The 21,405-nt window shown below is 48.8% G+C and carries 23 protein-coding genes and 1 pseudogene; 8 read left to right on the top strand and 16 right to left on the bottom strand.

The genetic code is table 11. The annotated features are described in order from the left end of the window. The first annotated feature begins 218 nt into the window (after positions 1–218). A complete protein-coding gene (locus tag QQZ12_RS06240; RefSeq protein ID WP_284724117.1) occupies positions 219–1,772 on the top strand; it encodes a recombinase family protein in 1,554 nt (517 codons plus the stop codon). Between the two features lie 96 nt (positions 1,773–1,868). Here QQZ12_RS06240 and QQZ12_RS06245 read toward each other — a convergent pair whose 3' ends face one another. Further along, positions 1,869–2,156, bottom strand: a complete 288-nt coding sequence (locus QQZ12_RS06245; protein ID WP_284724118.1) for a hypothetical protein — start codon at positions 2,154–2,156, stop codon at positions 1,869–1,871. A gap of 296 nt (positions 2,157–2,452) precedes the next feature. On the opposite strand from QQZ12_RS06245, the gene QQZ12_RS06250 reads away from it, so the two are divergent. Both QQZ12_RS06250 and QQZ12_RS06255 read left to right on the top strand, forming a co-directional pair. Further along, positions 2,453–3,430, top strand: coding sequence for a 3'-5' exoribonuclease YhaM family protein (locus QQZ12_RS06250; protein WP_284724119.1), 978 nt, complete (start codon positions 2,453–2,455; stop codon positions 3,428–3,430). Between the two features lie 27 nt (positions 3,431–3,457). Then, positions 3,458–3,808 (top strand): annotated as a pseudogene (locus QQZ12_RS06255) (manganese catalase family protein); the annotation flags it as partial. Between the two features lie 143 nt (positions 3,809–3,951). Here QQZ12_RS06255 and QQZ12_RS06260 read toward each other — a convergent pair. Next, positions 3,952–4,281 (bottom strand): hypothetical protein, encoded by a 330-nt coding sequence (locus QQZ12_RS06260; RefSeq protein WP_284724120.1) that lies wholly within the window; start codon positions 4,279–4,281, stop codon positions 3,952–3,954. A 190-nt stretch (positions 4,282–4,471) separates the two neighbouring features. Here QQZ12_RS06260 and QQZ12_RS06265 point away from each other — a divergent pair, with 190 nt between their 5' ends. Continuing rightward, positions 4,472–5,137 carry an SOS response-associated peptidase gene (locus tag QQZ12_RS06265; RefSeq protein WP_284724121.1) on the top strand — a complete coding sequence of 222 codons (666 nt, stop codon included), beginning with the start codon at positions 4,472–4,474 and terminating at the stop codon, positions 5,135–5,137. A 75-nt stretch (positions 5,138–5,212) separates the two neighbouring features. Here the strand turns inward: QQZ12_RS06265 and QQZ12_RS06270 are convergent, their stop codons facing one another. Both QQZ12_RS06270 and QQZ12_RS06275 read right to left on the bottom strand, forming a co-directional pair. Next, positions 5,213–8,797: a bifunctional 2',3'-cyclic-nucleotide 2'-phosphodiesterase/3'-nucleotidase gene (locus tag QQZ12_RS06270; protein ID WP_284724122.1), complete on the bottom strand. Its 3,585-nt coding sequence runs from the start codon at positions 8,795–8,797 to the stop codon at positions 5,213–5,215. Positions 8,798–9,075: 278 nt separating this feature from the next. Further along, complete coding sequence (locus QQZ12_RS06275) at positions 9,076–9,243, bottom strand: hypothetical protein (RefSeq protein WP_022736812.1); 168 nt, start codon at positions 9,241–9,243, stop codon at positions 9,076–9,078. A gap of 425 nt (positions 9,244–9,668) precedes the next feature. On the opposite strand from QQZ12_RS06275, the gene QQZ12_RS06280 reads away from it, so the two are divergent. Beyond that, on the top strand, positions 9,669–9,887 hold the full coding sequence (locus tag QQZ12_RS06280) for a hypothetical protein (RefSeq protein ID WP_022736814.1): 219 nt from the start codon (positions 9,669–9,671) through the stop codon (positions 9,885–9,887). A 37-nt stretch (positions 9,888–9,924) separates the two neighbouring features. Here QQZ12_RS06280 and QQZ12_RS06285 read toward each other — a convergent pair whose 3' ends face one another. After that, positions 9,925–10,347: a hypothetical protein gene (locus QQZ12_RS06285; RefSeq protein ID WP_102993116.1), complete on the bottom strand. Its 423-nt coding sequence runs from the start codon at positions 10,345–10,347 to the stop codon at positions 9,925–9,927. Between the two features lie 301 nt (positions 10,348–10,648). On the opposite strand from QQZ12_RS06285, the gene QQZ12_RS06290 reads away from it, so the two are divergent. Further along, on the top strand, positions 10,649–11,497 hold the full coding sequence (locus tag QQZ12_RS06290; RefSeq protein WP_102993117.1) for a hypothetical protein: 849 nt from the start codon (positions 10,649–10,651) through the stop codon (positions 11,495–11,497). Positions 11,498–11,550: 53 nt separating this feature from the next. Here the strand turns inward: QQZ12_RS06290 and QQZ12_RS06295 are convergent, their stop codons facing one another. The 6 genes from QQZ12_RS06295 to QQZ12_RS06320 all read right to left on the bottom strand — a co-directional run bounded on the left by QQZ12_RS06295 (position 11,551) and on the right by QQZ12_RS06320 (position 15,710). Continuing rightward, positions 11,551–11,811, bottom strand: coding sequence for a cell division topological specificity factor MinE (locus QQZ12_RS06295; protein WP_054095945.1), 261 nt, complete (start codon positions 11,809–11,811; stop codon positions 11,551–11,553). Between the two features lie 22 nt (positions 11,812–11,833). Beyond that, on the bottom strand, positions 11,834–12,634 hold the full coding sequence (minD, locus tag QQZ12_RS06300) for a septum site-determining protein MinD (RefSeq protein ID WP_022736818.1): 801 nt from the start codon (positions 12,632–12,634) through the stop codon (positions 11,834–11,836). A gap of 212 nt (positions 12,635–12,846) precedes the next feature. Next, on the bottom strand, positions 12,847–13,206 hold the full coding sequence (locus tag QQZ12_RS06305; protein WP_102993118.1) for a YkvA family protein: 360 nt from the start codon (positions 13,204–13,206) through the stop codon (positions 12,847–12,849). Positions 13,207–13,262: 56 nt separating this feature from the next. Beyond that, positions 13,263–13,781 (bottom strand): hypothetical protein, encoded by a 519-nt coding sequence (locus QQZ12_RS06310; RefSeq protein ID WP_022736820.1) that lies wholly within the window; start codon positions 13,779–13,781, stop codon positions 13,263–13,265. A 235-nt stretch (positions 13,782–14,016) separates the two neighbouring features. Next, positions 14,017–15,231, bottom strand: coding sequence for an MFS transporter (locus QQZ12_RS06315; RefSeq protein WP_102993119.1), 1,215 nt, complete (start codon positions 15,229–15,231; stop codon positions 14,017–14,019). A gap of 224 nt (positions 15,232–15,455) precedes the next feature. After that, entirely contained in the window at positions 15,456–15,710 is a 255-nt protein-coding gene (locus tag QQZ12_RS06320; protein ID WP_022736822.1) for a YlbG family protein, read from the bottom strand. A gap of 222 nt (positions 15,711–15,932) precedes the next feature. Between QQZ12_RS06320 and QQZ12_RS06325 the strand changes: the two genes are divergently transcribed. Further along, entirely contained in the window at positions 15,933–16,259 is a 327-nt protein-coding gene (locus tag QQZ12_RS06325; RefSeq protein WP_102993120.1) for a hypothetical protein, read from the top strand. Here QQZ12_RS06325 and QQZ12_RS06330 read toward each other — a convergent pair. From QQZ12_RS06330 to QQZ12_RS06340, 3 genes are all read right to left on the bottom strand, one after another. Further along, a complete protein-coding gene (locus tag QQZ12_RS06330) occupies positions 16,256–16,678 on the bottom strand; it encodes a YlbF/YmcA family competence regulator (protein WP_102993121.1) in 423 nt (140 codons plus the stop codon). The two genes, QQZ12_RS06325 and QQZ12_RS06330, sit on opposite strands and share 4 nt — an antisense overlap. 99 nt (positions 16,679–16,777) lie before the next feature. Further along, entirely contained in the window at positions 16,778–18,640 is a 1,863-nt protein-coding gene (locus QQZ12_RS06335) for a helicase-associated domain-containing protein (protein WP_102993122.1), read from the bottom strand. Then, positions 18,624–20,111: a DEAD/DEAH box helicase family protein gene (locus QQZ12_RS06340; RefSeq protein ID WP_102993123.1), complete on the bottom strand. Its 1,488-nt coding sequence runs from the start codon at positions 20,109–20,111 to the stop codon at positions 18,624–18,626. Before QQZ12_RS06340 ends, QQZ12_RS06335 begins: the two co-directional genes overlap by 17 nt. Positions 20,112–20,349: 238 nt before the next feature. Here QQZ12_RS06340 and QQZ12_RS06345 point away from each other — a divergent pair, with 238 nt between their 5' ends. Next, entirely contained in the window at positions 20,350–20,691 is a 342-nt protein-coding gene (locus QQZ12_RS06345) for a protease complex subunit PrcB family protein (protein ID WP_189318872.1), read from the top strand. A 46-nt stretch (positions 20,692–20,737) separates the two neighbouring features. Here the strand turns inward: QQZ12_RS06345 and QQZ12_RS06350 are convergent, their stop codons facing one another. Both QQZ12_RS06350 and QQZ12_RS06355 read right to left on the bottom strand, forming a co-directional pair. Next, complete coding sequence (locus tag QQZ12_RS06350) at positions 20,738–20,875, bottom strand: hypothetical protein (RefSeq protein ID WP_022736828.1); 138 nt, start codon at positions 20,873–20,875, stop codon at positions 20,738–20,740. Positions 20,876–21,000: 125 nt separating this feature from the next. Next, complete coding sequence (locus QQZ12_RS06355) at positions 21,001–21,363, bottom strand: hypothetical protein (protein WP_189318873.1); 363 nt, start codon at positions 21,361–21,363, stop codon at positions 21,001–21,003. Positions 21,364–21,405 lie beyond the last annotated feature (42 nt).

Below are 21,405 nucleotides of genomic sequence, written 5' to 3' on the forward strand. Positions count from 1 at the left end.
CCCCTTGGCAAAAGCGCTTATTTCAATTTATTTCTCTGCAACTTGTCCCATGCCATCAAGCAAATGGTCGCATAGCGTATATGATGACAGACACGCCTTAGCAATAAAGTGTCCAAACACAGAATAGAAATGTCATAGGAAGCATCTAACAGGATAAATAAAACGGTTAACTCGTCAGTCGTAGGAAATTCACCAGAGAAAGGCAAGGAGTGAAGCGGATGGAGCGGGTGTGCATCTATCTGAGGAAGTCCCGTGCCGACCAAGAAGCAGAGGAGCGCGGAGAAGGGGAAACACTGGCCAAACACCGGAAAGTGCTATTCGATGTGGCTCGAGAAAGAAATCTCCATGTGGTCAAAGTCAGGGAGGAAATCGCTTCAGGAGAAAGCATACAACACCGCCCCGAGATGGTAGCTCTTTTGCAAGAAGTAAAATCCGGTCACTACGATGCCGTCTTGGTCATGGACATTGACCGCTTGGGGCGGGGCAATATGCAAGATCAAGGTATCATATTGGAAACATTTAAACAGGCAAAAACGGCCATTATCACCCCAAGAAAAACATACAACTTAGATGATGAATTTGATGAAGAGTATTCGGAGTTTGAAGCGTTCATGGCCCGAAAAGAGTTCAAAATCATCAAGCGGCGCCTGCACCAAGGGCGTATACGTTCCGTCAAGGATGGCAATTACATCGGGTCTCGCGCGCCCTATGGTTACAATAAAACAAAAGTAGGCAAAGACCATACCTTAACGATTAATGAGGAACAAGCGACTATTGTGAGGATGATCTTTGACTGGTATATCCACGACGGGTTGGGCTCACTCAAGATCGCCAAAAAATTGAACGACATGGGTGTGCCCTCGGCAAACGGAAAGGATTGGACGAATAATGTCGTCCTGCAAATCTTGCGAAATCCAGTCTATATCGGCAAAGTCCGCTGGAGGCACATTGAACGAAAAAAATCCAAAGAACCCGGCAAAAACGTGACCGCAACACGGAGAAATGAAGAGGAAGCCATCATTGTTGACGGCAAACACCCCCCGCTCATCCCTGAAGACGTCTTTTTTAGAGCCGAGGCCATCCGCAAAAACAAAATTCATCCCCATTGGAAACTCGGCACAGCCTTGAAAAACCCTTTGGCCGGACTTATCATTTGCGGTAAGTGCGGGTCAGCTATGGTGATGAAATACGGGAGAACCAAAAATCGGCACCAATATCTAACCTGCGATCGAAATGGAGCCGGTTGTACGAATAAAAGCAGTCGCCTGGACTTGGTCGAAGAACATATATTGAATCAGCTTCGCCAATGGCTAACCCATTACAAAATGACTATCGAACCTTCAGAGATCGCGGACGCGGAAAAGGGAAAAAAAGTGGAAACTTACTTGTTGCTCGAAAAAAACCTGCGCCAAGAAATCGCCCACTTGCAAACACAGCAAGAAAAACTCCATGACTTATTGGAAAGAGGCATTTATGACGAAACCACGTTTCTGAAACGGTCACAAAGCATTACCAACCGCCTGCAAGCAGCAGAGGCCGCGCTAAAACGGGTCGAAGCGGACATAAGGCAGGAGCAAAGTGCATCGGCATGCCTCCAATCTAAGGTCAGCGAAATCGAACACGTACTGGATGTCTACCCCGCCGCGGAAACTTACCAACAAAATCAATTGCTCAAGCTGATTCTAGACAAATGCGTTTATCTCAAAGAGAAACATCAGAAAAATGATGAATTCGAGCTACAGTTGTATCCGCGCCTAAATTCACAGCAATGATATTCACCCTATCAACCTTCTCATTGTTGATCCAATGATAAAAAAGGGATTCTTTTAGTTATAAGAATCCCTTCATTTAACTCTTTATCGATTGTATCAGTCCCTACGGATCAACCTTAAATGTTCTTTAGCTGTTTGATTATCAGGCTCCATCTCTAAAATAGATTTAGCTATTTTCTCAGCCTCTTCATCACTCAGCAACTTATCGGGTATAGCATGATAAAACAATAGATGTTCTTTAAATGAGGCATCTTCTGGAGAAAGTTCTACAGCTCTTTTTGCATGATAAAATCCTACATTGTATGCTCCATCAATAGAGCAAAGAGGTAAACACATGAGATGCGAAGCGATGCAATGGAAGGTTGCTTCCTCATGCTTAACCATTAAACTACTCACAAATGCATAATATTCTATACTCTCCGTGTTATATGCTAGCTCAAGCGTCCAATCGAGAAGTTCATCTCGATCTACATCTTTTTTAATTCATATGCTTCACTATATTTTCCACAGCCAATCAAATGACGCAATTCATCCTTCATTTATGTTTCTTCCTTTTTCGTTTCATACCATATTTCAATATACAATATGCCCCTGTACTTTTCACCTAGAAAGAGGAACATCTGTTTGTTTAGCCGAATTAACATAAGAATTCTACATCAACCATAGAAAGGTGATACTCATTGACATTCAAACACGGTGATTCCGTCAATCAACCCTTCTTTGTGAAAGCAGTGCAAGTGCGTACTTATAAAAATTCTGAGCAACGAAAGTATGTAGAGCTAGTCATGTTTGCTCAATCTGGAGAAAGCTTTCCCGGGCGGATTTGGGATTGGCAGGAAAAAATAAAAACGTATGAGCGCGAGATTCAGCAAGGCGATGTTATTCACATCACAGGGGAAGCCAGCGAATATCAAAAACAAATACAAATCCGCGTTGATCACCTTGAATGGCGGGACGAAGACAAAGCCACCTGGGTTGACCAATTATTACCGCGTCCCAAACAATCGGCCGACCGCCTCAAGCAACGTTTGCATGGCATGGTTAGCACCATGGAGCACCCCATATTGCGAGCGCTCGCTGAAGCCGTTCTTTCTGATCGTGAGATCTCTGAGCGCTTATATTCCTACCCTGCCGCGAAAACAAATCATCACGCTACGCTTCACGGGCTGCTACATCACATTGTCTCCATGATGGAATGCGCCAATAAAGTGCAACAGCAATATCCTTTCTTAAATCGGGATCTCCTCCTGGCCGGTGTCTTGTATCATGATCTAGGAAAAATCGGCGAATTGACCCATCTCCGTGATGGCGGGGATTATACGCTGGAAGGAAAACTGCACGGGCATATCCATTTTTCCGCCACACTGTTGCAACGCTTCGGGCAACAGCAAGGCGTGGTAAAAACGGAAGCGTTCAAGTTGCTCCAGCACATGGTTTTGTCCCACCATGGAAAGTTGGAATGGGGATCACCGGTGACGCCGAAAATTCCAGAAGCGGTGGTTCTGCATATGATTGACAAGCTAGATGCGATGATGTTCTGCATGTTTAGTGAAATGCAATCGCTCCAGCCTGGGGAATGGGTGAAACGGACGAAATCCCTTGAGAATGACATGTTAAAACATTCACTGCTCAATGAAACAGAAGATTATTTCAACTAAATAATCATTTTCCGTCTCCATGATGCAATGATGTATAAATTAACCAAAGACGCCACCCCAGAGCAACTTAAGGAAGCCGGACTGGGCGAACATTTTGTCGATCACGACTCTGCTCTCTTCTATCGCAATGCGGCGGGAGTACCATTCACTGCCACCTATATCCAAGCCAAGGGTGATCCCATCGCCGATTTGTATGAAGACATTGCCGCTGAGGAGAAAGCACGCGCCACCTACCAATGGCTGATCGACATTTCTGATGACCCGGACATCAATGATGCGCTGAAATTCCTGCGCGAACGGGAAGTGGTTCACTCGCAACGCTTCCGAGAAGCAGTGGAGTTGCTCAAGGAGTATCGGGATCAGAAGAAGTTTTTTTAGGCTAACCTGTGTGGGTTGCGGTGAAACGGGAAAAGCCTGGAACTGCCTGCGGTCACAGGGCGGTGAGCGCAGACGTCTCCAGGCTTTTTTTCATTTTGGCTAACGGATAAGCACGGCTTTTTCTGTCCAAAACGGCCTTCCAGTTACGCAATGAGATTTGGACCAAACGCGACCAGCGTCCACACCATGGTCATGATGAAATAGAGGACAAGCCCTGCCAAAACAGGGGTGAATCGAATCCGGATAGCGGCGTTCTCCGTTTTCAACCCCGTCGTCGCTTGAATCTCCGCATCCATCCACTTGCTCAGAACGCCCCCCTTGGTGTTGAAATAAATAAAAAGGATGAGAAACATTAATCTTACAAAACAAGCAACCTCCACCAGTGCGACATCAAGCATCTTGGCACATAAGAAACTACATAACCATTCTGTCACTATGGTGGCGAGCAGGGAAATAACATATTTTATGTTCATATACGCCCTCCTTCTCGGCTGATGATTATAAAAATTCTTTATTCATCAAATGTATCAACCAATACGCAAAACACGAATAATAGCTAGGGGCGCTTTGTACCTGTATTGACTGGAAAGGCGTGGCCCTTGGGTTCATTTACTGCTGTTTGATCTGCTAGTGTCCGGGCTACAATGGAAAGGAGGTGATCCTATGTGCGGCCGTTTTTCCTTGTCCGCTGAACTTGACCAATTGGAAAAGCAATTTGAGATGATGTTGATCGATGAGGTGAGTCCCCGCTACAATATCGCTCCCACCCAACCCATTCTGTCGGTGGTGCTGGAAGAGGGAGCCCGGGTGGGGCGACACATGCGCTGGGGGCTCGTTCCTGGTTGGGCTAAAGATGTGAAGATTGGCTACAAAATGATTAACGCCAGAGCCGAAACCCTTGACGAGAAGCCGACATTCAAAGGTCTGCTGAAAAAACGCCGTTGCTTGATCTTGGCTGATGGCTTTTATGAATGGAAGAAAACCGGGAACGAAAAGCAACCGTACCGCTTTCAAATGGCTGACGGCAAGCCGTTTGCCTTTGCCGGGCTGTGGGATTATTGGAGCCATGAAGACCAAACCCTCGTTTCTTGTACCATTATCACCACCGCGCCCAATGCCATCGCCAACGAAGTGCACGACCGCATGCCGGCCATCCTTCGACCCGAAGATTATGAAACTTGGTTGCACCCTGATATGGAGGACTTGGCACTTCTGAAATCCTTGTTGCAACCCTACCCTGCGGATGAAATGGATGCTTTCCCCGTATCCACACGCGTCAATTCGCCAAAAAACGATGACCCCTCCATCTTGTTGCCGCTCGCCCATTGAGGCTTCTTTTGACATAAAAAAGACAAGGCGACGTTAACGCCTTGTCTTTTTCCATGCATGTACCCTGGTGTCGCCTTATTGGGTCAGCGGGGTACTCCCCACTTTCTGGATGCGCCCTTCCGGCTTATACGTAAACGGTTTGGGAAGCGTTTTGACGAATGCTACTGTTGCCTCCAAGTCTTCCGGACCCACTTCCATATCGGTGGCGCGAGCCGCAATGCCGTATTTCTCATTGCCGTACATGTAGTTATTGACCACTACCGTGTACTCTTTGGTTTTGTCAATCCGGCTACCATCCGGCAAGATGATGTCCACTACCCGTTTGGTATTGGCATCCCAAGTGTATCTGAAACCTGCGATATGAAAATCGAGACCGCTGTCACTAATCTGATTGTTTAAAATCTCTTCCAGATCTGCTCCACTCAACTTGACTTTATTCAACACATTGCCAAACGGTTGAACCGCAAACAGCTCGCCAAAAGTGACATCCCCGGCATCTATCGGAGACCGAACACCGCCGCCATTCATCAGGGCAAAATCAGCGTCCATTGCCGCTTTCATGCCGTCTGCGATCAAATTGCCCAACCCGAGATCACCAATCGCCGCCGTGCTCGGATAGCCTTTGGGCAGATCCGTTGCGGAGACACCAACCACTTCCGCTTTGATCGGAGCGATCAGATCTTCATACTTTTTAATGATGGAGGCCACAGTGGCGTCCGGTGTGTAATCTTTTTGGTATACGGTGACGATTTCGGCTTTCTTGCTGACGATTTCTCCCGTCGCGGCGTCAATTTCCAAATCCACATCTGAAAATGCGGAACCGTAAGAATACGCTTGCACGATGAGCTTGTTATCCACCATTTGGTTAACGCGCACATGGTTGTGGGCAGCAAAAATAACATCAACTTCATCATCCACTTGCTCAGCGATCTCTGATGCGTCAAAAGCGTCAGCTTTGCCACCTTGCACCGCGGGGTTGTGTGCAAGCACGACAATCGCTTTAATCCCCTGTTTTTTCAATTCGCCTACATATTTGTTGATGGCTTCTACCTCACTGCGGATCTCCAGGGTTTCATTCCCTTTTTTGACGATTATGTGTGGCGTCTCCTGGGTCACCACGCCGATGAAACCGATTTTTTGGCCACCCACTTCTTTGATCGTGTATGGTTCAGTGATCAACTCCCCTGTCGATGTATCATACGCATTGGCGGCAACAATCGGGAAGTTCATGCCATCGTAGCCTTTCGTCCCTTTGGGATGTTCGCCACCTTTAATCATCCGGCGCAACTCAGCAATTCCTTCATCAAACTCGTGATTCCCCAGTGTGCCCACGTCAAAACCCATCGCTTCCATCACTTCTACCGTCGGCTCATCTTGATACAATGCCGAGATAAGTGGGCTACCGCCGATCATGTCGCCAGCGTGAACCAACAGGGTGTTCTTGTTTTCAGCTTCACGCTGTTTCATGGCTGCCGCCGTGTATTCCATGCTACCAGCTAGAACCTCTTGCCCGTCCAGCTTCACTTTGGTGTCAGTGTCAAGTTGGCCATGCAAATCATTTAAGCCTAGCAACTGTACTTTCACTTTGTCTTCCGGTTGCGGCGCTTGTCCCAAATCGATGGAGAAAATGGCAAACCCTTTGTCATCGGTTCGGTTCGTCGGCTTGATATTGCTTCCCTCTTCAAGATAAGCTTCCGCACGTGGCGATGTGGTGAAAGTAACATGCGCTTCACCGGCGATCGGGGCAATCGACCAGTTGCCGTCGGCCGTGGGATTGATCTCTTTTTGCTCAGCGATATAGTCCATGAGAACTTGGCGGTTTTCTTCCGTGGAGTCCAACACCCATTCGCTTTCCTTGACGCCAGGGAAGTTGCCGCCTCCATTGGCGCGGTAATTGTTGGTAACCACGATAAATTCCTGTTCAGGATTGACTGGTTGACCGTTATAAGTCAAATTGACAATGCGGTTCGCTTTGGCGTTGATCAGGTTGCCATTCGTGTCATACTTCGCAGGTTGCGTGACATCAATCTGATAACGCACGCCGTCGATCACGTCAAAGTTGTACACTGCAAACGACGGATTTAACAGCGGCTGCTCTTCGGCCTTGCCGGGAATGATCTGATTAAATTTGCCTGCTGACATTTCCAGCCACTCTTTCACCGTGGAACCGGTGACTTTGATCGCTTTCAATGTGTTGTCGTACAAATACAAATCCCCGGCGCTACGAATCGTAAGATCACCTTTTTTAATCTCGGTATATTCATCTGGTCCGTTGCGCCCGGCTTTGAATGGCGCGCCGACAGACAAAATGGGCAAATCTTTATATTCGGGTTTCGACGTGGCGATCATTTTCTCCACATACCACTTCTGCGCGTTGGTCACCACTTGGATCGAAGGGTCGTCCTGAACCAGCGAAAAGTAACTGTGAATGTCGCCGGTGGTTTTGCCGATGGGGGTATTCACGTAAGCGACGGTTGCTTCGTGATCCGTTTTGATGGCTTTGACCACAGCTCGATCAGGCTGAACCGTGCTGACGGTTTTGTTTTTTCCGGTGGCTGGGTCCTTGATATCTTTCCATGTCTCGCGTGTCGATGACTGGGAAGTGACCACCCGCCATTTTCCTTTTTCCTTCGTCAAGACAAGGTCGATGATGCCCAGAGAGCCTCCGCCGTAGCCAGCTTGCACCGCCGGAACCCCATTAATGGTGCCTCGTTGGTTGTTGACGCCAGGTAACGGCTTCTTGTCGGGGCCGAGGAACAATTCATCAAGAGCGGCCTCACTTTTCGCTGGAAATACCTTGTGCGTGTGAGAGAACGTGATGGCGTCGATGCCTGGCACTTCGCTCAAAGAGTAAATCACATCTTCCGTGTTGTTCTTGTTGCCGCTGAAGCCAGAATGGGTCATGGCCACGACCAAATCGGCGCCTTTTTTCCTCATTTCGGGCACAAATTTTCGAGCTGTTTGCACCACATCTTTGGCGATGACTTTCCCTTCCAGGTTCGTTTTGTCCCATTCATTGATTTGTGGCGGAACAAAGCCGATAAAGCCGATTTTCAGCATGTGGGTTTTGCCCCGCACATCGACCACTTTCTTTTTTATGATTTGATACGGCTTAAACCGGTTCTTGTCATTCTTGGGATTCTTGTCGTGATCATCCACATAAACATTGGCGTTCACATAAGGAAATTTGGCGTCGTTATAAGCTTCCTCAAGGAAATCCAGTCCGTAGTTGAACTCATGGTTGCCCAATGTCGCGATATCATAACCCATGAGGTTCATGGCCTTGAAGACGGGATGCACTTCTCCTTTTTTCAAAGGCTTGATTTTCGCTTTGTACGTTCCGAGCGGCGTTCCTTGGATCAAATCCCCATTGTCGACGAGTACGGTATTTTTCACTTCTTTGCGCGCTTCTTTCACCAGCGTCGCCGTTTTGGCCAAACCCACTTTCTCATAATCTGCGTTTTTGTAATAGTCGTAGTTCAAGAGATTGGTATGCACATCAGTTGTTTCCATGATGCGCAACTTCAGCAGATGGTGTTGGTCAAATTTGGGCGATTTGGCAGCCTCAGCTTTATTTGAAAACAAAGGTGCCGCAATGAGGCTCAAGGCGATTGAAGCAGATAAAACCTTTCTGGCATGGCTGGACATTCGCATTTTCATCCATCATTCACCCTTTTAACAATTTGCAGACTTTGACATGCTATATTAAAAACTCGCAATAAATAGTATAGCAAATAAACGACACCAATTAATATGAATATAAATTAATACATAAACAAAAAATATTTTCTTAAAATTCCCTTTTTACTACGAATGGTGCTTTGCCCATTTGCGCTTGACCGCGCTCGGTCGTTCTCAAACTTAAAAAACCGCTGGTTCCGCACATGACAAAAGGTTGGCTTCCACTCGGAAAGCCAACCTTTTGCGTTGTCTATCTATTACATTAATCCCAATTTTGTTTTCAGTTCCCGCCGTTTTTGTTTCAACTGTTTCAACTCTTCATATAAGTCGTATTGCGCCAAAAATTCATGGCGCTCTTTCGCCAGAAGGTACTCCTGCTTCACGGAAAAGAGACGCTCCTCCAGTGCTTTCAATTGTTCAACCATCGCAAGCACCTCGATTCATTCTTTTTAATGATAGTTTTTCAGAACTAAAGCTTACTTACCCCAATTGCAAACAAGCTAAACCACATTTTTTGACACATTCTCAAACAATTTCGCCTAAATGAGAGAAAAAACTGAATACAGGGCGAAAGCACGACAAAAAACTGGAAAAAACCCACTATATTCACATTGACCCACGTCGAATCTCTGTTAAAATAGTAATCTGGCAAACTAGCGTTTATATGAAAGGAGTTATTGGCTCGTGTCCGTAAACCCACAATATATGCCTTCTTTTCTGGAAGAATTTCGCACAATGAAACTGGAAATGATGATTCGCGATCTTCACAAATTGAGCCATGAGGAGCTTATCCGAATCAAAAAGGAAATTGATGAACTCCTTCATTCTGAAAAAGAGTAGGATGAATCGTATGACTCAACCGACAGAAAAATTGTTAATTCAAACCTACAAACATATTAATGAATCGCGTAATCTATTGGAGCAGCTGATTAATCAGTTGGGACAACAGCAACAATTCGTCCATCACCTCCCTGAAGATATTCAACATCTTATTCAGATCGCCCTCGAATTATCACCCGAGCAGCGCAAAACCCTGAGACTCTTCATCGAATCCCTCAAACACGACTAAACACCCCTACCTTCAACAATGAAAGTAGGGGTGCTTGTCATGTACCAAACCGCCTCTGAAATATGTCCCGCGACAGGACAGAAGACCGGAACATCTTATACATTTTTGCCGCATCGACAGCCACAAACAAGCCCGTGCCCGGCGTGATCGTCTCTCCTTTGATGCGGATATAATCATGGCGCGCTAACAGTCGTAACGTGGCCGGCCACGCGTCCTGGCCATCAGGCCCAAGCGCGTCGCCAAACAAGTTGATCAGCTGGCTGACATGGATGGAATAAGTTCTCTTTTGTTGGCGCAAATCCGGGTCCAGTTGTGGATAAATCAATAAACCCCATAAAATAACAAGGGCCGCCCTTTTTGTTGGTTCCCACAACCGATGGGGATACATTTCTTCCTGTTCAGACTGGACAGGCCGCGAACGCAAATATGCGCTCATCTCATTCACTGACAACGGTTTCATGGAAATCTCCCCTTTCCGCAGTGAACAAAACCAAAAAAAACCAATTTATAGCGCCTAATATGGGTTATGGTCAAAAGTCCGCCATTATATACCTGTCCATTCAAACATCTTCTATGTATATAATTTCATGTTCATTTACTTAAATTTTCTTACCAAATAATATGCGACGCCTCCAGTTTTACTGTAAAATACCAGAGTATAAAAAGTTTTTACAATGGGTGCTAGAAAAGATTATGTCTTTTCTGTTATATTTATAAGTAAAGATTTCGACGATAATTATCGACAAAAGGGGGCGAACCCAATGATTTTTGATACAAAAAAAGGTAAATATACTGACGAGGAAAATCAAATTATCATTGATACGATGAATCAAGGATTAAAAGAAGGAAAACGGGAGCGTGAGATTTTAAAGGAATTGTCACAACAATTAAAACGAGGCTATGCAGGCATCATGTCCCATGTTCGAAAGCTGAGATCGGAATATCCCGACCGCTTCCACTCTTATGATGACCAAGGAGATGGAAACCGTTTGAACAGCTGGAGTGAAGAGGAAGAGGAGCTCGTGATCAAGACCGTGAATCAATTCTTGGAGGAAGGAAAACCGTTGTCCCAAGCCATTGCCGAACTGGAAAGCCAGCTCTCCCGAACCCAGGGTGCCATCTATCAACGCATTTATACGCTCAGACGGAAGCATCCCGACAAATTTACGCATCTCCCCGAAAGACGACCGCGACGCCGGCGGAAAATGCATGATTGGGAACCGCAACATGCCTCGATTCCTTCACTTGATGAATACAGCGCACGCAATCAATCGGGCTTTGACCATTTCTCGTCGACTGCAGAGCAACAGCTAGCCACCGCTATCGACCACCTTCATACATACAACAAATCCCTATTCAAACCCATTGCGTTTAACAACAAAGATCAAGCAACCTCTTTGACCAATGAGGAAGAAATGGTAATCAAAGCCTTCACGGAACGTTATGGACACCTCAATCCCGAATCGCGGAACAAAATGATCGATCTGATGCGTACATACGGCAGCACCCGCGTTTCCATCGCCATTTTCACCCTTGCTGAAGACAAAGCCTTTCCTGTTTACATTCTGGAGTTCTTGGAGCGGCGGTTACGCAATCATAAGTTTTTGTGAAATAGTAAACGAATTCAACAAAAAAGCACGAACCAATTACGGTCCGTGCTCTTTTAAATCGGCTCTTTCAATCTGACTGGGATGCTTGCGTTGATGATGGTGGTTCTCTCTTTTGCCTGTGGAATCACTTCGACATGCCCCACCACATCATACCCGAACTCATCGCACAACTCGATTAGGCGCGTGCGAAACATCTTGATTTTTTTCTCATCAATATCTGAACGTTGAAAGCTTAGCACCAGTGACAACCGGTCATCAGCCGTCACTGCGGTCGGCTCGTCTTTATCGCGACCGAACATGTTTAAAAAAGCCACAATGCTCACCCCAATGGCCTACTCAAGCAATACTGAATAGACGTTTGATTTTTGTGATCAGGTTGGTTTCCTCCAATTCCAAAAAAGGCACATCTTCACCAGCAATTCTGCGTGCGATATTGGAAAAAGCTTTGCCGGCCATGGATTTGGCATCCAAGATCACCGGTTCCCCCGTATTGGACGAACGGATGATCCGTTTGTCTTCCGGCACCACCCCGAGCAGGCTGATCGCCAGATGGCTTTGCACGCGCTCAACACTCAACATGTCCCCATCTCGCACCATGCCGGGTTGAACCCGGTTGACCACCAAATCAATATGTTTGACATTGGCCGCTTCCAACAATCCGATTACTCGGTCTGAATCACGTACCGACGGGATCTCGGGGTTCACTACGAGGATGGCACGATCTGCAGGGGCTATGGCATTACGAAACCCACCCTCGATTCCGGCAGGAGAATCAATCAAGATGTAGTCGAATTCCTTACGCAGTTCATCTACGACTGCCGTTAGTTGATCGGGTGAGACCTCTTCTTTGTATCTCGTCTGGGCTGCCGGCAATAGGGCCAGCTCCGGAAACTCTTTGTGTCGGACCAGTGACTGACGCAATTGGCACACACCTTCGATGACGTCAACCAGGTCATACACAATCCGGTTTTCCAATCCCAGCATTAAATCCAACTTGCGGAGTCCGATATCGGTATCCACCAGGCACACTTTGTAGCCAAGCTGGGCAAGGCCTAGACCAAGCGAGGCAACTGTCGTCGACTTCCCCACTCCGCCCTTGCCACTTGTCACGGTGATAGCCATTGACCTGTGGTTCATTCCGCGATTACCCCTTTCCTAACCCTCTTATGTATCTGAAGCGCCACTCGTTTTTCACATTGGCTGTTTCCCGCGTTTTTCTACAAGATTCAACATTATTGTAGCAAACCCGCAACAATAAAAAAAGTAAGAAATCAGCCCCAAACCCTTGCAGGTTCGCTTGCCGACTCCTTACCCATCGGACTTTCACGCCGCAACCGAGCGACCGGTTGTCAGCGGGTGCGTTTATATGTTTCCAGTTCACTCGACAATAAGCGCCAAACAAGGAGGACGGCCGTCATATCGTCCACATACCCCACCGCCGGCAACACGTCCAGAACAACATCGGTCGGTATGATGAAGTACAGAAGCGCCGCCCCGATCAACCCTTTTTTGGCTGCGTGTACTTCTGGATCCCGAAAATATTGATACATGATCTTCAATTTGTCGATGATGGCATCGATCCCGCCGACTCGTTCCACTTTGTGGTTAAACTCATTAACAATGGTTTGCGAGCCTTCTTTGGTCATGGCCCGACTTTTAAATGCCATCAGCTTATTCCAAATGCGTTGTCGATCTGGATGTTCAGCCAACGAGAGACCCTCCTCCAGCGTGATCGTGCGGATGAAACGGCGAATGCGGCTTCAGCTCAATAAAACCGCTTGTGACAATGCGAACAACTGGTCGCTTCGCTCTCAACCTGATGCGCGCAGAAAGGACAAAGATATAACACAGCCACGCGGGTTCCACCCATATCGATAGAGGCTGGCGCGTCTTGGTGCTCCTCCGCTTGTGGGAGCGCTTCAACGGTGGCCAGATCATCTGCTCTCTCCTCTACCAGCGTCGGAGTGACTTCTTCCGCGTGATCGGCCTGTTGGTTAGACCGCTTCAACACTTCCAATTCCTGTTGCAAGGCATGCAACTGTTCATATTGATCACGCACCGTTTTTAAGAGCTGATTGATCGCTTCCGACTCAGACAGATCCTGATTTTGTTCCCACGTTTGATAAACTTCCCGGCCCAAATTGGCGATGAGCCGATCGATATCATCTTTTTTTCCTTTTATCCGCAATGTCAAACGGCTGATTTCCAACATCTGTTGAGACATTTGACCCGCCGTTTCTACCCCTTTTTCCAGCTTCTGTTTCAATTCTTGTAAAAAACTCATCCTATCGCTCCTTAAGTGCACCTTGCTGGTATTAATATTAACCAGTCGTTCTTCCTTGCACAAGAATGATTTCGATCAGAATCGTTCCCTGCCACGCAAAAAACGCCGCGTCCTCTCATCTCCCCGGGAGCGCACCGGAGAAACGCGGTTCCGTTCATCATATACCCCTTCTTTCGACATTTCTATCCGATTGGACGAGATTTCACCGTTTTATCCAAAATTAGTTCGCAGATCGTCAAGCTGAGCTTTTCATCGTCGCCATCGACTCCTTGCCAGCGCCTTTCAATCCTGCTTTTAACCATAAGGCTGCCACCAAGAGGATCACTGACGTAATCAAGAAAATGCCGCGAATCCCGATGAGACCAGACAACACCCCATACGTGGCTGGCCCCAGCATATTTCCGATGCAGTTGGCACTCGTCAGATAGCCGAAGACCGTGCTCTCCTTACCGGCTGGCGCAAACTTTCGAATCAGCGTGCTTACCGAAGGCATCAATCCCCCTAAGCAAAGCCCCAATAAAAATCGGCAAATCAGCAGTTGCCAGACAGAATGGACAAACACATGCGGAATAAAAAACAACGCGGCGGCAATCAAACAACCGAACAAAACTTTCTCCGAACCGTATCGGTCTCCCAATTTGCCCAGAATCGGGGCAAAAATCATGTTTGAAAAACTGGTAATAGAAATGACTAACCCCGCAAAAAAAGCGACATACCCTCCCGGAACGCCCAGTTCCGTCACAAACAACGACATTTGGGGCCCCGGGCCCAACGTCGCAAACTGCAATAAGATGGCCACGGTAAACATAATCACCAACGGGCGCTGGTGCAAAATCATAGACCCTTCCGACCAAAAGCTCACCCGCTTTTCCTGTTTGACTGGGACAAATTCCTCTTTCACCGCAAACAACACGATGAAGCTGGCCGTCAGCAGGCAAGCGGAGGTCCAGAAAAAGATTTCGCTGTATCCGATGACCTCAGCCAACATTCCCCCGACAAACGGTCCCATGATCGACCCAGCCACAGCTCCCGACGACAACATCCCTAAAGCGTAACCAGCCCGTTCTTTCGGGGTGTTGGTAGCGACAAGGGAAATCGAAGCGGGAATAAACCCGGAGATGGTACCGTTCAACAAACGGAGGATCAACAATTGCCACGGCGATGTGGCTAAGCCGGTCAAAAAGATGACGATAGCCATGCCAAAACCCGACCGCAAAATCATGATTTTCCTGCCATGCCGGTCAGCTAGGCGACCCCAGATGGGTGCCACGATAAACGCCGACAGAAAATTGGCGCCGAAAATGATCCCGGCCCAAAAGTTGATGTCGGACGGTTTGGTGCCCATCTCTTTCAAATACAACGGCAGAAACGGGATGACCATGGACATGGCCCCCAACACGAGAAACTGGGAAAACATCAAGATATATAAATTTCTTTTCCACTGCTCCATTCGTTATCCTCTCCTTACGTTCATTTTAAATTTCGTGTACAGAAACATCAAACCGGGTCCGTTTTCCCTGCACGTGATAAAAGGCCGTCATGCCGTGTGTCGGCTCAGGAACATAGACAGATGGCACTTTGTTGCATCCTTGCACCGCGAAAAAAGATGTCCATGCGACCGACATCCCGTTTCAAACACAAAAAACCTGCCACGCTATCGTGGCAGGAACGAACTCATGCTTGTTGTGTTCTCTTGTTTTTAGCAAAATCAAACGATATATTCGTGCGTTGCGATCTTTCAACTCGTTGCACATAGGGCAAACGCTCAATCCGGTGAATCACCTGATCAGCGGTTTTGCCGTCCACATACAGGTAAACGTATTTCAACCGTTTAGAAATGTAATGGATATTTCCCATGCGTCCCAACGAACGGGCTGCCTTGATGTCTTTGACCCACACAGCCAGACCTAACCGTTCCACAATATCCATATGTGATTATCTCCTTTGCCAATACCATATGTCCGGAGGGCGCTGCCATCTTGTCAATACACGGTGCGATTTGTAACAAATCTGTCTAATCTCATGGTACCATTGGAACCGGCCAGATTCAACGGAAACCATTACACAGTTTTCCGATTGGCTCCAGCGCTGTTCCATCCGCACACTACTTTGTTAAAATGAATGCATATCCCATCTGTGGAGTGAGAGCCGATGATTCACCCTGTGGACCTGTTTGTCGATCATTTGATGCACTTGGATTCCCTGCCGTTTGAACGGCTGGAGCACAAGACATTTGCTGGGGCCTCTTTTTTCTATATTCAAGTGGAAGGCCAATCTGACCAAAAACAAGTGGAATCGTTCATAGAAAAAGAAGCAGCCCGCTTCACTGAAGGAACAGCTTGGCAAGCGGCCTTTTCGTTTGTACGCCATTCAGAGCGGCGGGGACTGATCTACCGGTTTCAGCTGTCCGTTCCCAATGAGAAAAGCTTTTGTTGCGGAAACCAATGCCCCCACTGCATCCTATACCGAAACCTTTAAGCCCCTCCGCCGCATGGTCGGCGTCCCGCTTTGACGACTGGATCGCGATGGTTAGAAGGCACCTTGATCGTATCCGACACCGCTTGGGCGATCAACGTCGACACATCGTGCAACAGCGTGTCCAACTCTTCCTCAGCCTTCAGAAAGGCTTGAATGGTGGGATGGGCTTGTAACTTCTCTTGGAAGCGCAGGGCTTCTTCCTTCGCTTCATGGTAATTCGGATGAAAAATGCCAAACCGCTTCGCTTCCTCATACCGTTCTTTCACCCGCTGAAAATCTTTAATGATCTGTTGCGCTTCCGGATCTTCTTGCAACCGCCGTTTGCACTCCAAATATCTTTCCACTTCTTCTGAGTCATTTATCTTATCGGCCAATTTGTATGCGCCAAGGAGTATTTCTGCCATATCTAACGTTTCCATTTCACTTTCCTCCCTCTCCCCATTCTACCTTAACAGCGCCCCGTTCGCATCTATAACCAGCTGGTAGCGTATGGCACCGCCCATCCTCTGCGCCCGCTCTCATTCGTCGATGAGCTGGAGTTTCTCCAGCCGTGCCAACGGCAACTGCACTTCACGCCCGCTACGCTCCGCTGACAGCCACCAATCTCCGGAACGCTCCTCGACGCGAAGCGGGTATAACACTTGTCTTTCTCCGCCACACTCCACTTTGACTCGCAAGCCACTATGAATCCCGTGTTGCAATAATTCCCGCTTCATCGGCAACCGGTAGGCGCGCATCCCGCTCCACCAGAGCTTAGGTAGATGTTCGAGCCCATGGGAAACGGCATCAGGATCAGGCAGATCCTCCTCCATTTGCCAATCATGCATGCGATCGTGCCCCCCTGTCACACGCGCGGCGTTTTCGGCGGCCTCCCTACTCTCCCGCTTCCGCTCAACCACTTCCAATCCGGCCTCAGTCAGCCAACGATCCACCACTTCTTTTTTCGTTTGTGGAACAAGTAGCCGCCCGTCCTCCATCAGCACCGCTTGCCATGCGGACAAATGCGGGGTAATTCGTTCATGCGGCAGAGACAGGGGTAATGCATACTGGACCAACACTTCGCAAAAAACAAGCGAGGATCGCTTGGCTTCGTCCCGAATTTTTCTCGCCACTCCTTCCGGAACCGGTTGGCCGCTCCAGGCTGTCAGAAAATCAAGTTGCTGCTCGGTGGTCATGCCCCGCCGTCGCGCCCTGTGCAAAGAGTCTTCTGTGATCAGGTAAAACAGCACTTGTTCGCCTCCCATAAAATCGGCCAATTGCTCCAACTGCCTACGCTGGGACAGTGGAAAATGGCCGGGCACGATCAGTTCCATATCCGGTTGGATATAAATTGGCATCTCCGGAAGCGGGGCTTGTTGCCATGGCGGCAACTCCGTCAGCCGTACACACCGTTCCCCCGATTTCGTCAAACCCGTCTCCAGCCATCCCGCGGCCGCCATCACGGCGACAAACACGTCCAACCGTTCTTCGCACTCCCGCGCCTTGCGCCCTTTTTCCCTGTACCAGCACCGCTTTATCGCCTTCCATTGCGACAATGGCAACCACTGGCGCGGCTCCACCTCTTCCATTAGGAGAAAGTCGGCCTCCAAGCCAGGAATCCGCCGCGAGAGCAACTCTCGTGCAGCCCAATACAATCCGTTCATCCATTTTTCCCAATCTTGGTCCGTCCATTGTCGCCAACAACTGGCGTCAACGGTGAGGGTCTGCCCGTCCTCCGCGATCAACCCAAGCTGCCGACCCAGATCGAGCAAAAAGGCCACCCAGGGCGGCATCTCCGTTCCCCACCAAGGTGTGTGGCGCAGGGCTTCTGAAGCCAATCCCAGCTCCACATCCATTTTTTGCGCATCTGTCTTATGAATTCCTCCTGTACGCGTAAGGCGCCAAGGTTCCTGCTCCAATCGGGCTAACAAATGAAACAGCGCCTGTCCCAATCCATAGCTGGGCTCTCCCTCAACCGACACATCCCCTTGCCCATGCCATGTCTCCACATCCTTTTTAAACAGAACGCGACTCAGCAATTGCCTGATTTCCAAAGGGCACATATAGATGCGTTGCCGATGTTTGTCCCGAAAGGCATAAATCCAGCCCCGGCGTCTTAAACCTGCCACCGCTCTCTGCCATGCCGAGTGGGAGAGGCGTCGCTCCCGTGCCCATACTTCTCCTTCCCTTTCAGGAACAGCGCCCGCACGTGCGGCAAACAGAAACGAGAGAAACACCTGCCGCTCCACCTGGTCCAACTGCTCCCACGCCTGAGTAAAATGAGACACCTGGAGCAGCGCGCGGCACAGCTCGTTGCGCGTTTGGCACCCGTATTGCGAACCGATCTGGGCCACCGCACTATCTGACAACTGATTCAGACAATGGCTAAGCTCCTGTGCCATTCATCCATCCCTCCAACTCAACCAATTCATAGCGATATCCTTGTTCCGCCAAAAAACACTGCCGTCGCCATGCATATTCCTCCTCTACCGTATTCTCTGTCACAAGTTGATAAAAATAGGCTTTGCCCCCAGGGGACGAGCTTCGGAGAACACGACCAAGCCGTTGCGCTTCCTCCTGCCTAGAGCCATACGTGCCCGATACTTGGATGCCGACTGATGCAGAAGGAAGATCCACCGCTAAATTTGCCACTTTGGACACCACCAGCACGGGGATTTCCCGCGAACGAAACTTCTCATACCATTCTTCCCGCAACGCTTGCGGCATGCGCCCCGTGATGAGCGGAAAGCCAAACCTCCTAGCGATCTCTTCCAATTGCCGCAAGTAATGGCCGATGATCAATATCTGCTCTCCTTCGTGCAACGCCAGCAAGTGAGCGATGGCCTCCAGTTTGGCTGGGTTTTCGGCGGCGATCCGCACCTGTTGTTTCTTATCTGCGATCCGGTAAGCCCGTTCGGCATCTGATGGCATGGGGATGCGCATCTCACGGCATACAGCCTCCCGAATCCAACCTTGCCGCTCCAAGTCTTTCCACGAACATTGGTAGGCCAAAGGGCCGATCAAAGAAAAAACTTCATTCTGCTTACCATCTTCACGAATCAGTGTTGCTGTCAATCCCAACCGGCGCGCCGCATGTAATTCAGCAGTCAGGCGAAACACGGGCGCGGGTAACATGTGCACTTCATCGTATATCACCAACCCCCAATTTCGTTGACACAAAGCCTGTAAATGCGGATAAGTGTCTTCTTGCGTGTCACGATGAGTCAACATCTGGTAGGTTGTCACGGTGACCGGGCGAATCTGTTTCCGGTCTGCGGTATATGTTCCCACCTCAGTCGCGCGCAAAGTCGTTTTGTTCAGCAATTCCCGCTCCCACTGTTTGACTGAAGTTGCATTAGGGGCCAGAATCAGGGTTTCCGTTTGCAGTTTGGCCATCACTCCCAAGCCGACCACCGTTTTGCCCGCACCGCAAGGCAACAGGATAATCCCCCCCCCCGCCTGACGGGCCAATCCAAGGTAAGACTCCACCGCCTGTCGCTGATAATCGCGCAATTCGGCAAAGCGCGACGAACTCTCTAGGTTTATATCGAGAAATTCCTTCGGCTCCGGCAACGGTTGCGATGGAGCTGACGCGAACCCCTCTTTGATCCGCTGCGCAATTTGCGATGGCACAGGCAATTTGCTGTGTTGACGGAGCCAATGAATCCAAGCTTCCGCTGTCCGTTCCTCTACAGCATGGCGCACCCTGGCCGGATCGATGCTCAGTCGAAACATGAGAAGTTGCTCCGTCTCTTTCACCTGATAAGCCAGCGCCCGCAATTCGCGGCACAGGTGAACGATGTCCGGGTGCCGCCTTTCCACAAAGATCGTTCCATCGCTATGGATGATAAATGGTCGCTGTTCTTGGTTCATCTACTTCCCTCCACTCGTTCATAGCTTGCCCGTTTCCATTAAAACCCATGTGCGGTGGGTGGACATGAGAACTACGCAACATCCCATGCAGGAAAACCGTCTTATAATATATAAATCTCTTGGCATATAAGGAGGAATACCCTTGAAAACCTTTTTTCGTTGGTTTTGGTTCCCCTTGCTTATCATGATGTTTGTCATTGGCTGCACGAACCATGCCCCACCTTCAGGAGGATCACCTATGGATAAAGAAAAATCGTTGCCTTTCACCCAGTTGAAACCAGACCAAATCCCTGAGAAAGTGAAACGGGAAGGAGAACAATGGCGCGCCCAAGAAGCCTCAGCCAAGGTGGTTTCTGGTGACCATGTGATTGTCAGCATCGGCGAGCGCCCGACCGGCGGCTATAATGTGCGGGTGGATCGTATCATCAAACAAGGGTCGCGTATCATTGTGAACGCGACAGAGATCCCGCCCAAAGAAGGCATGATGGTTACCCAAGCCTTCAGCTATCCGCAAGCAGTAGTCAAATTGCATGAAAACATCGGATCGGCCGAAGTAGAAGTCAGACTGAGCAAATCCTGACACACAAAAGGAACGGCCCTCATCACGAGGGCCGTTCCTTTTGTGTTCAGTCCTCCTTCACCCGCTCTGGCGCGTGAGGTTCTTCGCGGCGGAGCGGTTCGGGCTCTTGGGGAGTCATGATTTCCGGCAACGGAGGTTGATATATCTCCGGCTCGGTAAGCGGTGTCAGATCGGGGATTCTCATGTAGCGTTCTCCTCCTCGTTTAAAGTTTTATCGGTAGTTTCCCCTCTCATAAGCCGTTTACCGAGGCATCTTTTTCCAAATTACTCAGCAAGCAAGACGACCTATAACCGTTCCTATTATTTTCGCTATTCTTTCCCCTTCTGATTTTGCTCTTGCTTGCGGTAGGCTCGAATCCAAGGAGATTCCGGAGATTCAGGAGATTCCCACACCGGAGAGTAGTAACCCGGCGGCCTATAACTTCCCTGTCCTGGTGGCATCATAGGAGTAGTCGGTTGATAAACCGGATTCGGCGCATATGGCATTCCCCATGGCCACATGGGAACCATTGGCGATACCGGGTGCGGGACGACATGGGTCATCGGGCCACCGCAACACCCCGACGTCATCGGCATGGGTGAATAATGGTAGTGATGATGAGGCGGCGTGCCATGCACATGCGCTCCCTCATAATAAGGCCGGAAATAGGGGGAAACAGCTTGATTATGCATTAAAAATCCTCCTTTATCCAATCATTCCTCAGTTCACCCTAT

Source organism: Laceyella tengchongensis (assembly GCF_900182735.1).
GTDB classification, from domain to species: Bacteria; Bacillota; Bacilli; order Thermoactinomycetales; family Thermoactinomycetaceae; genus Laceyella; species Laceyella tengchongensis.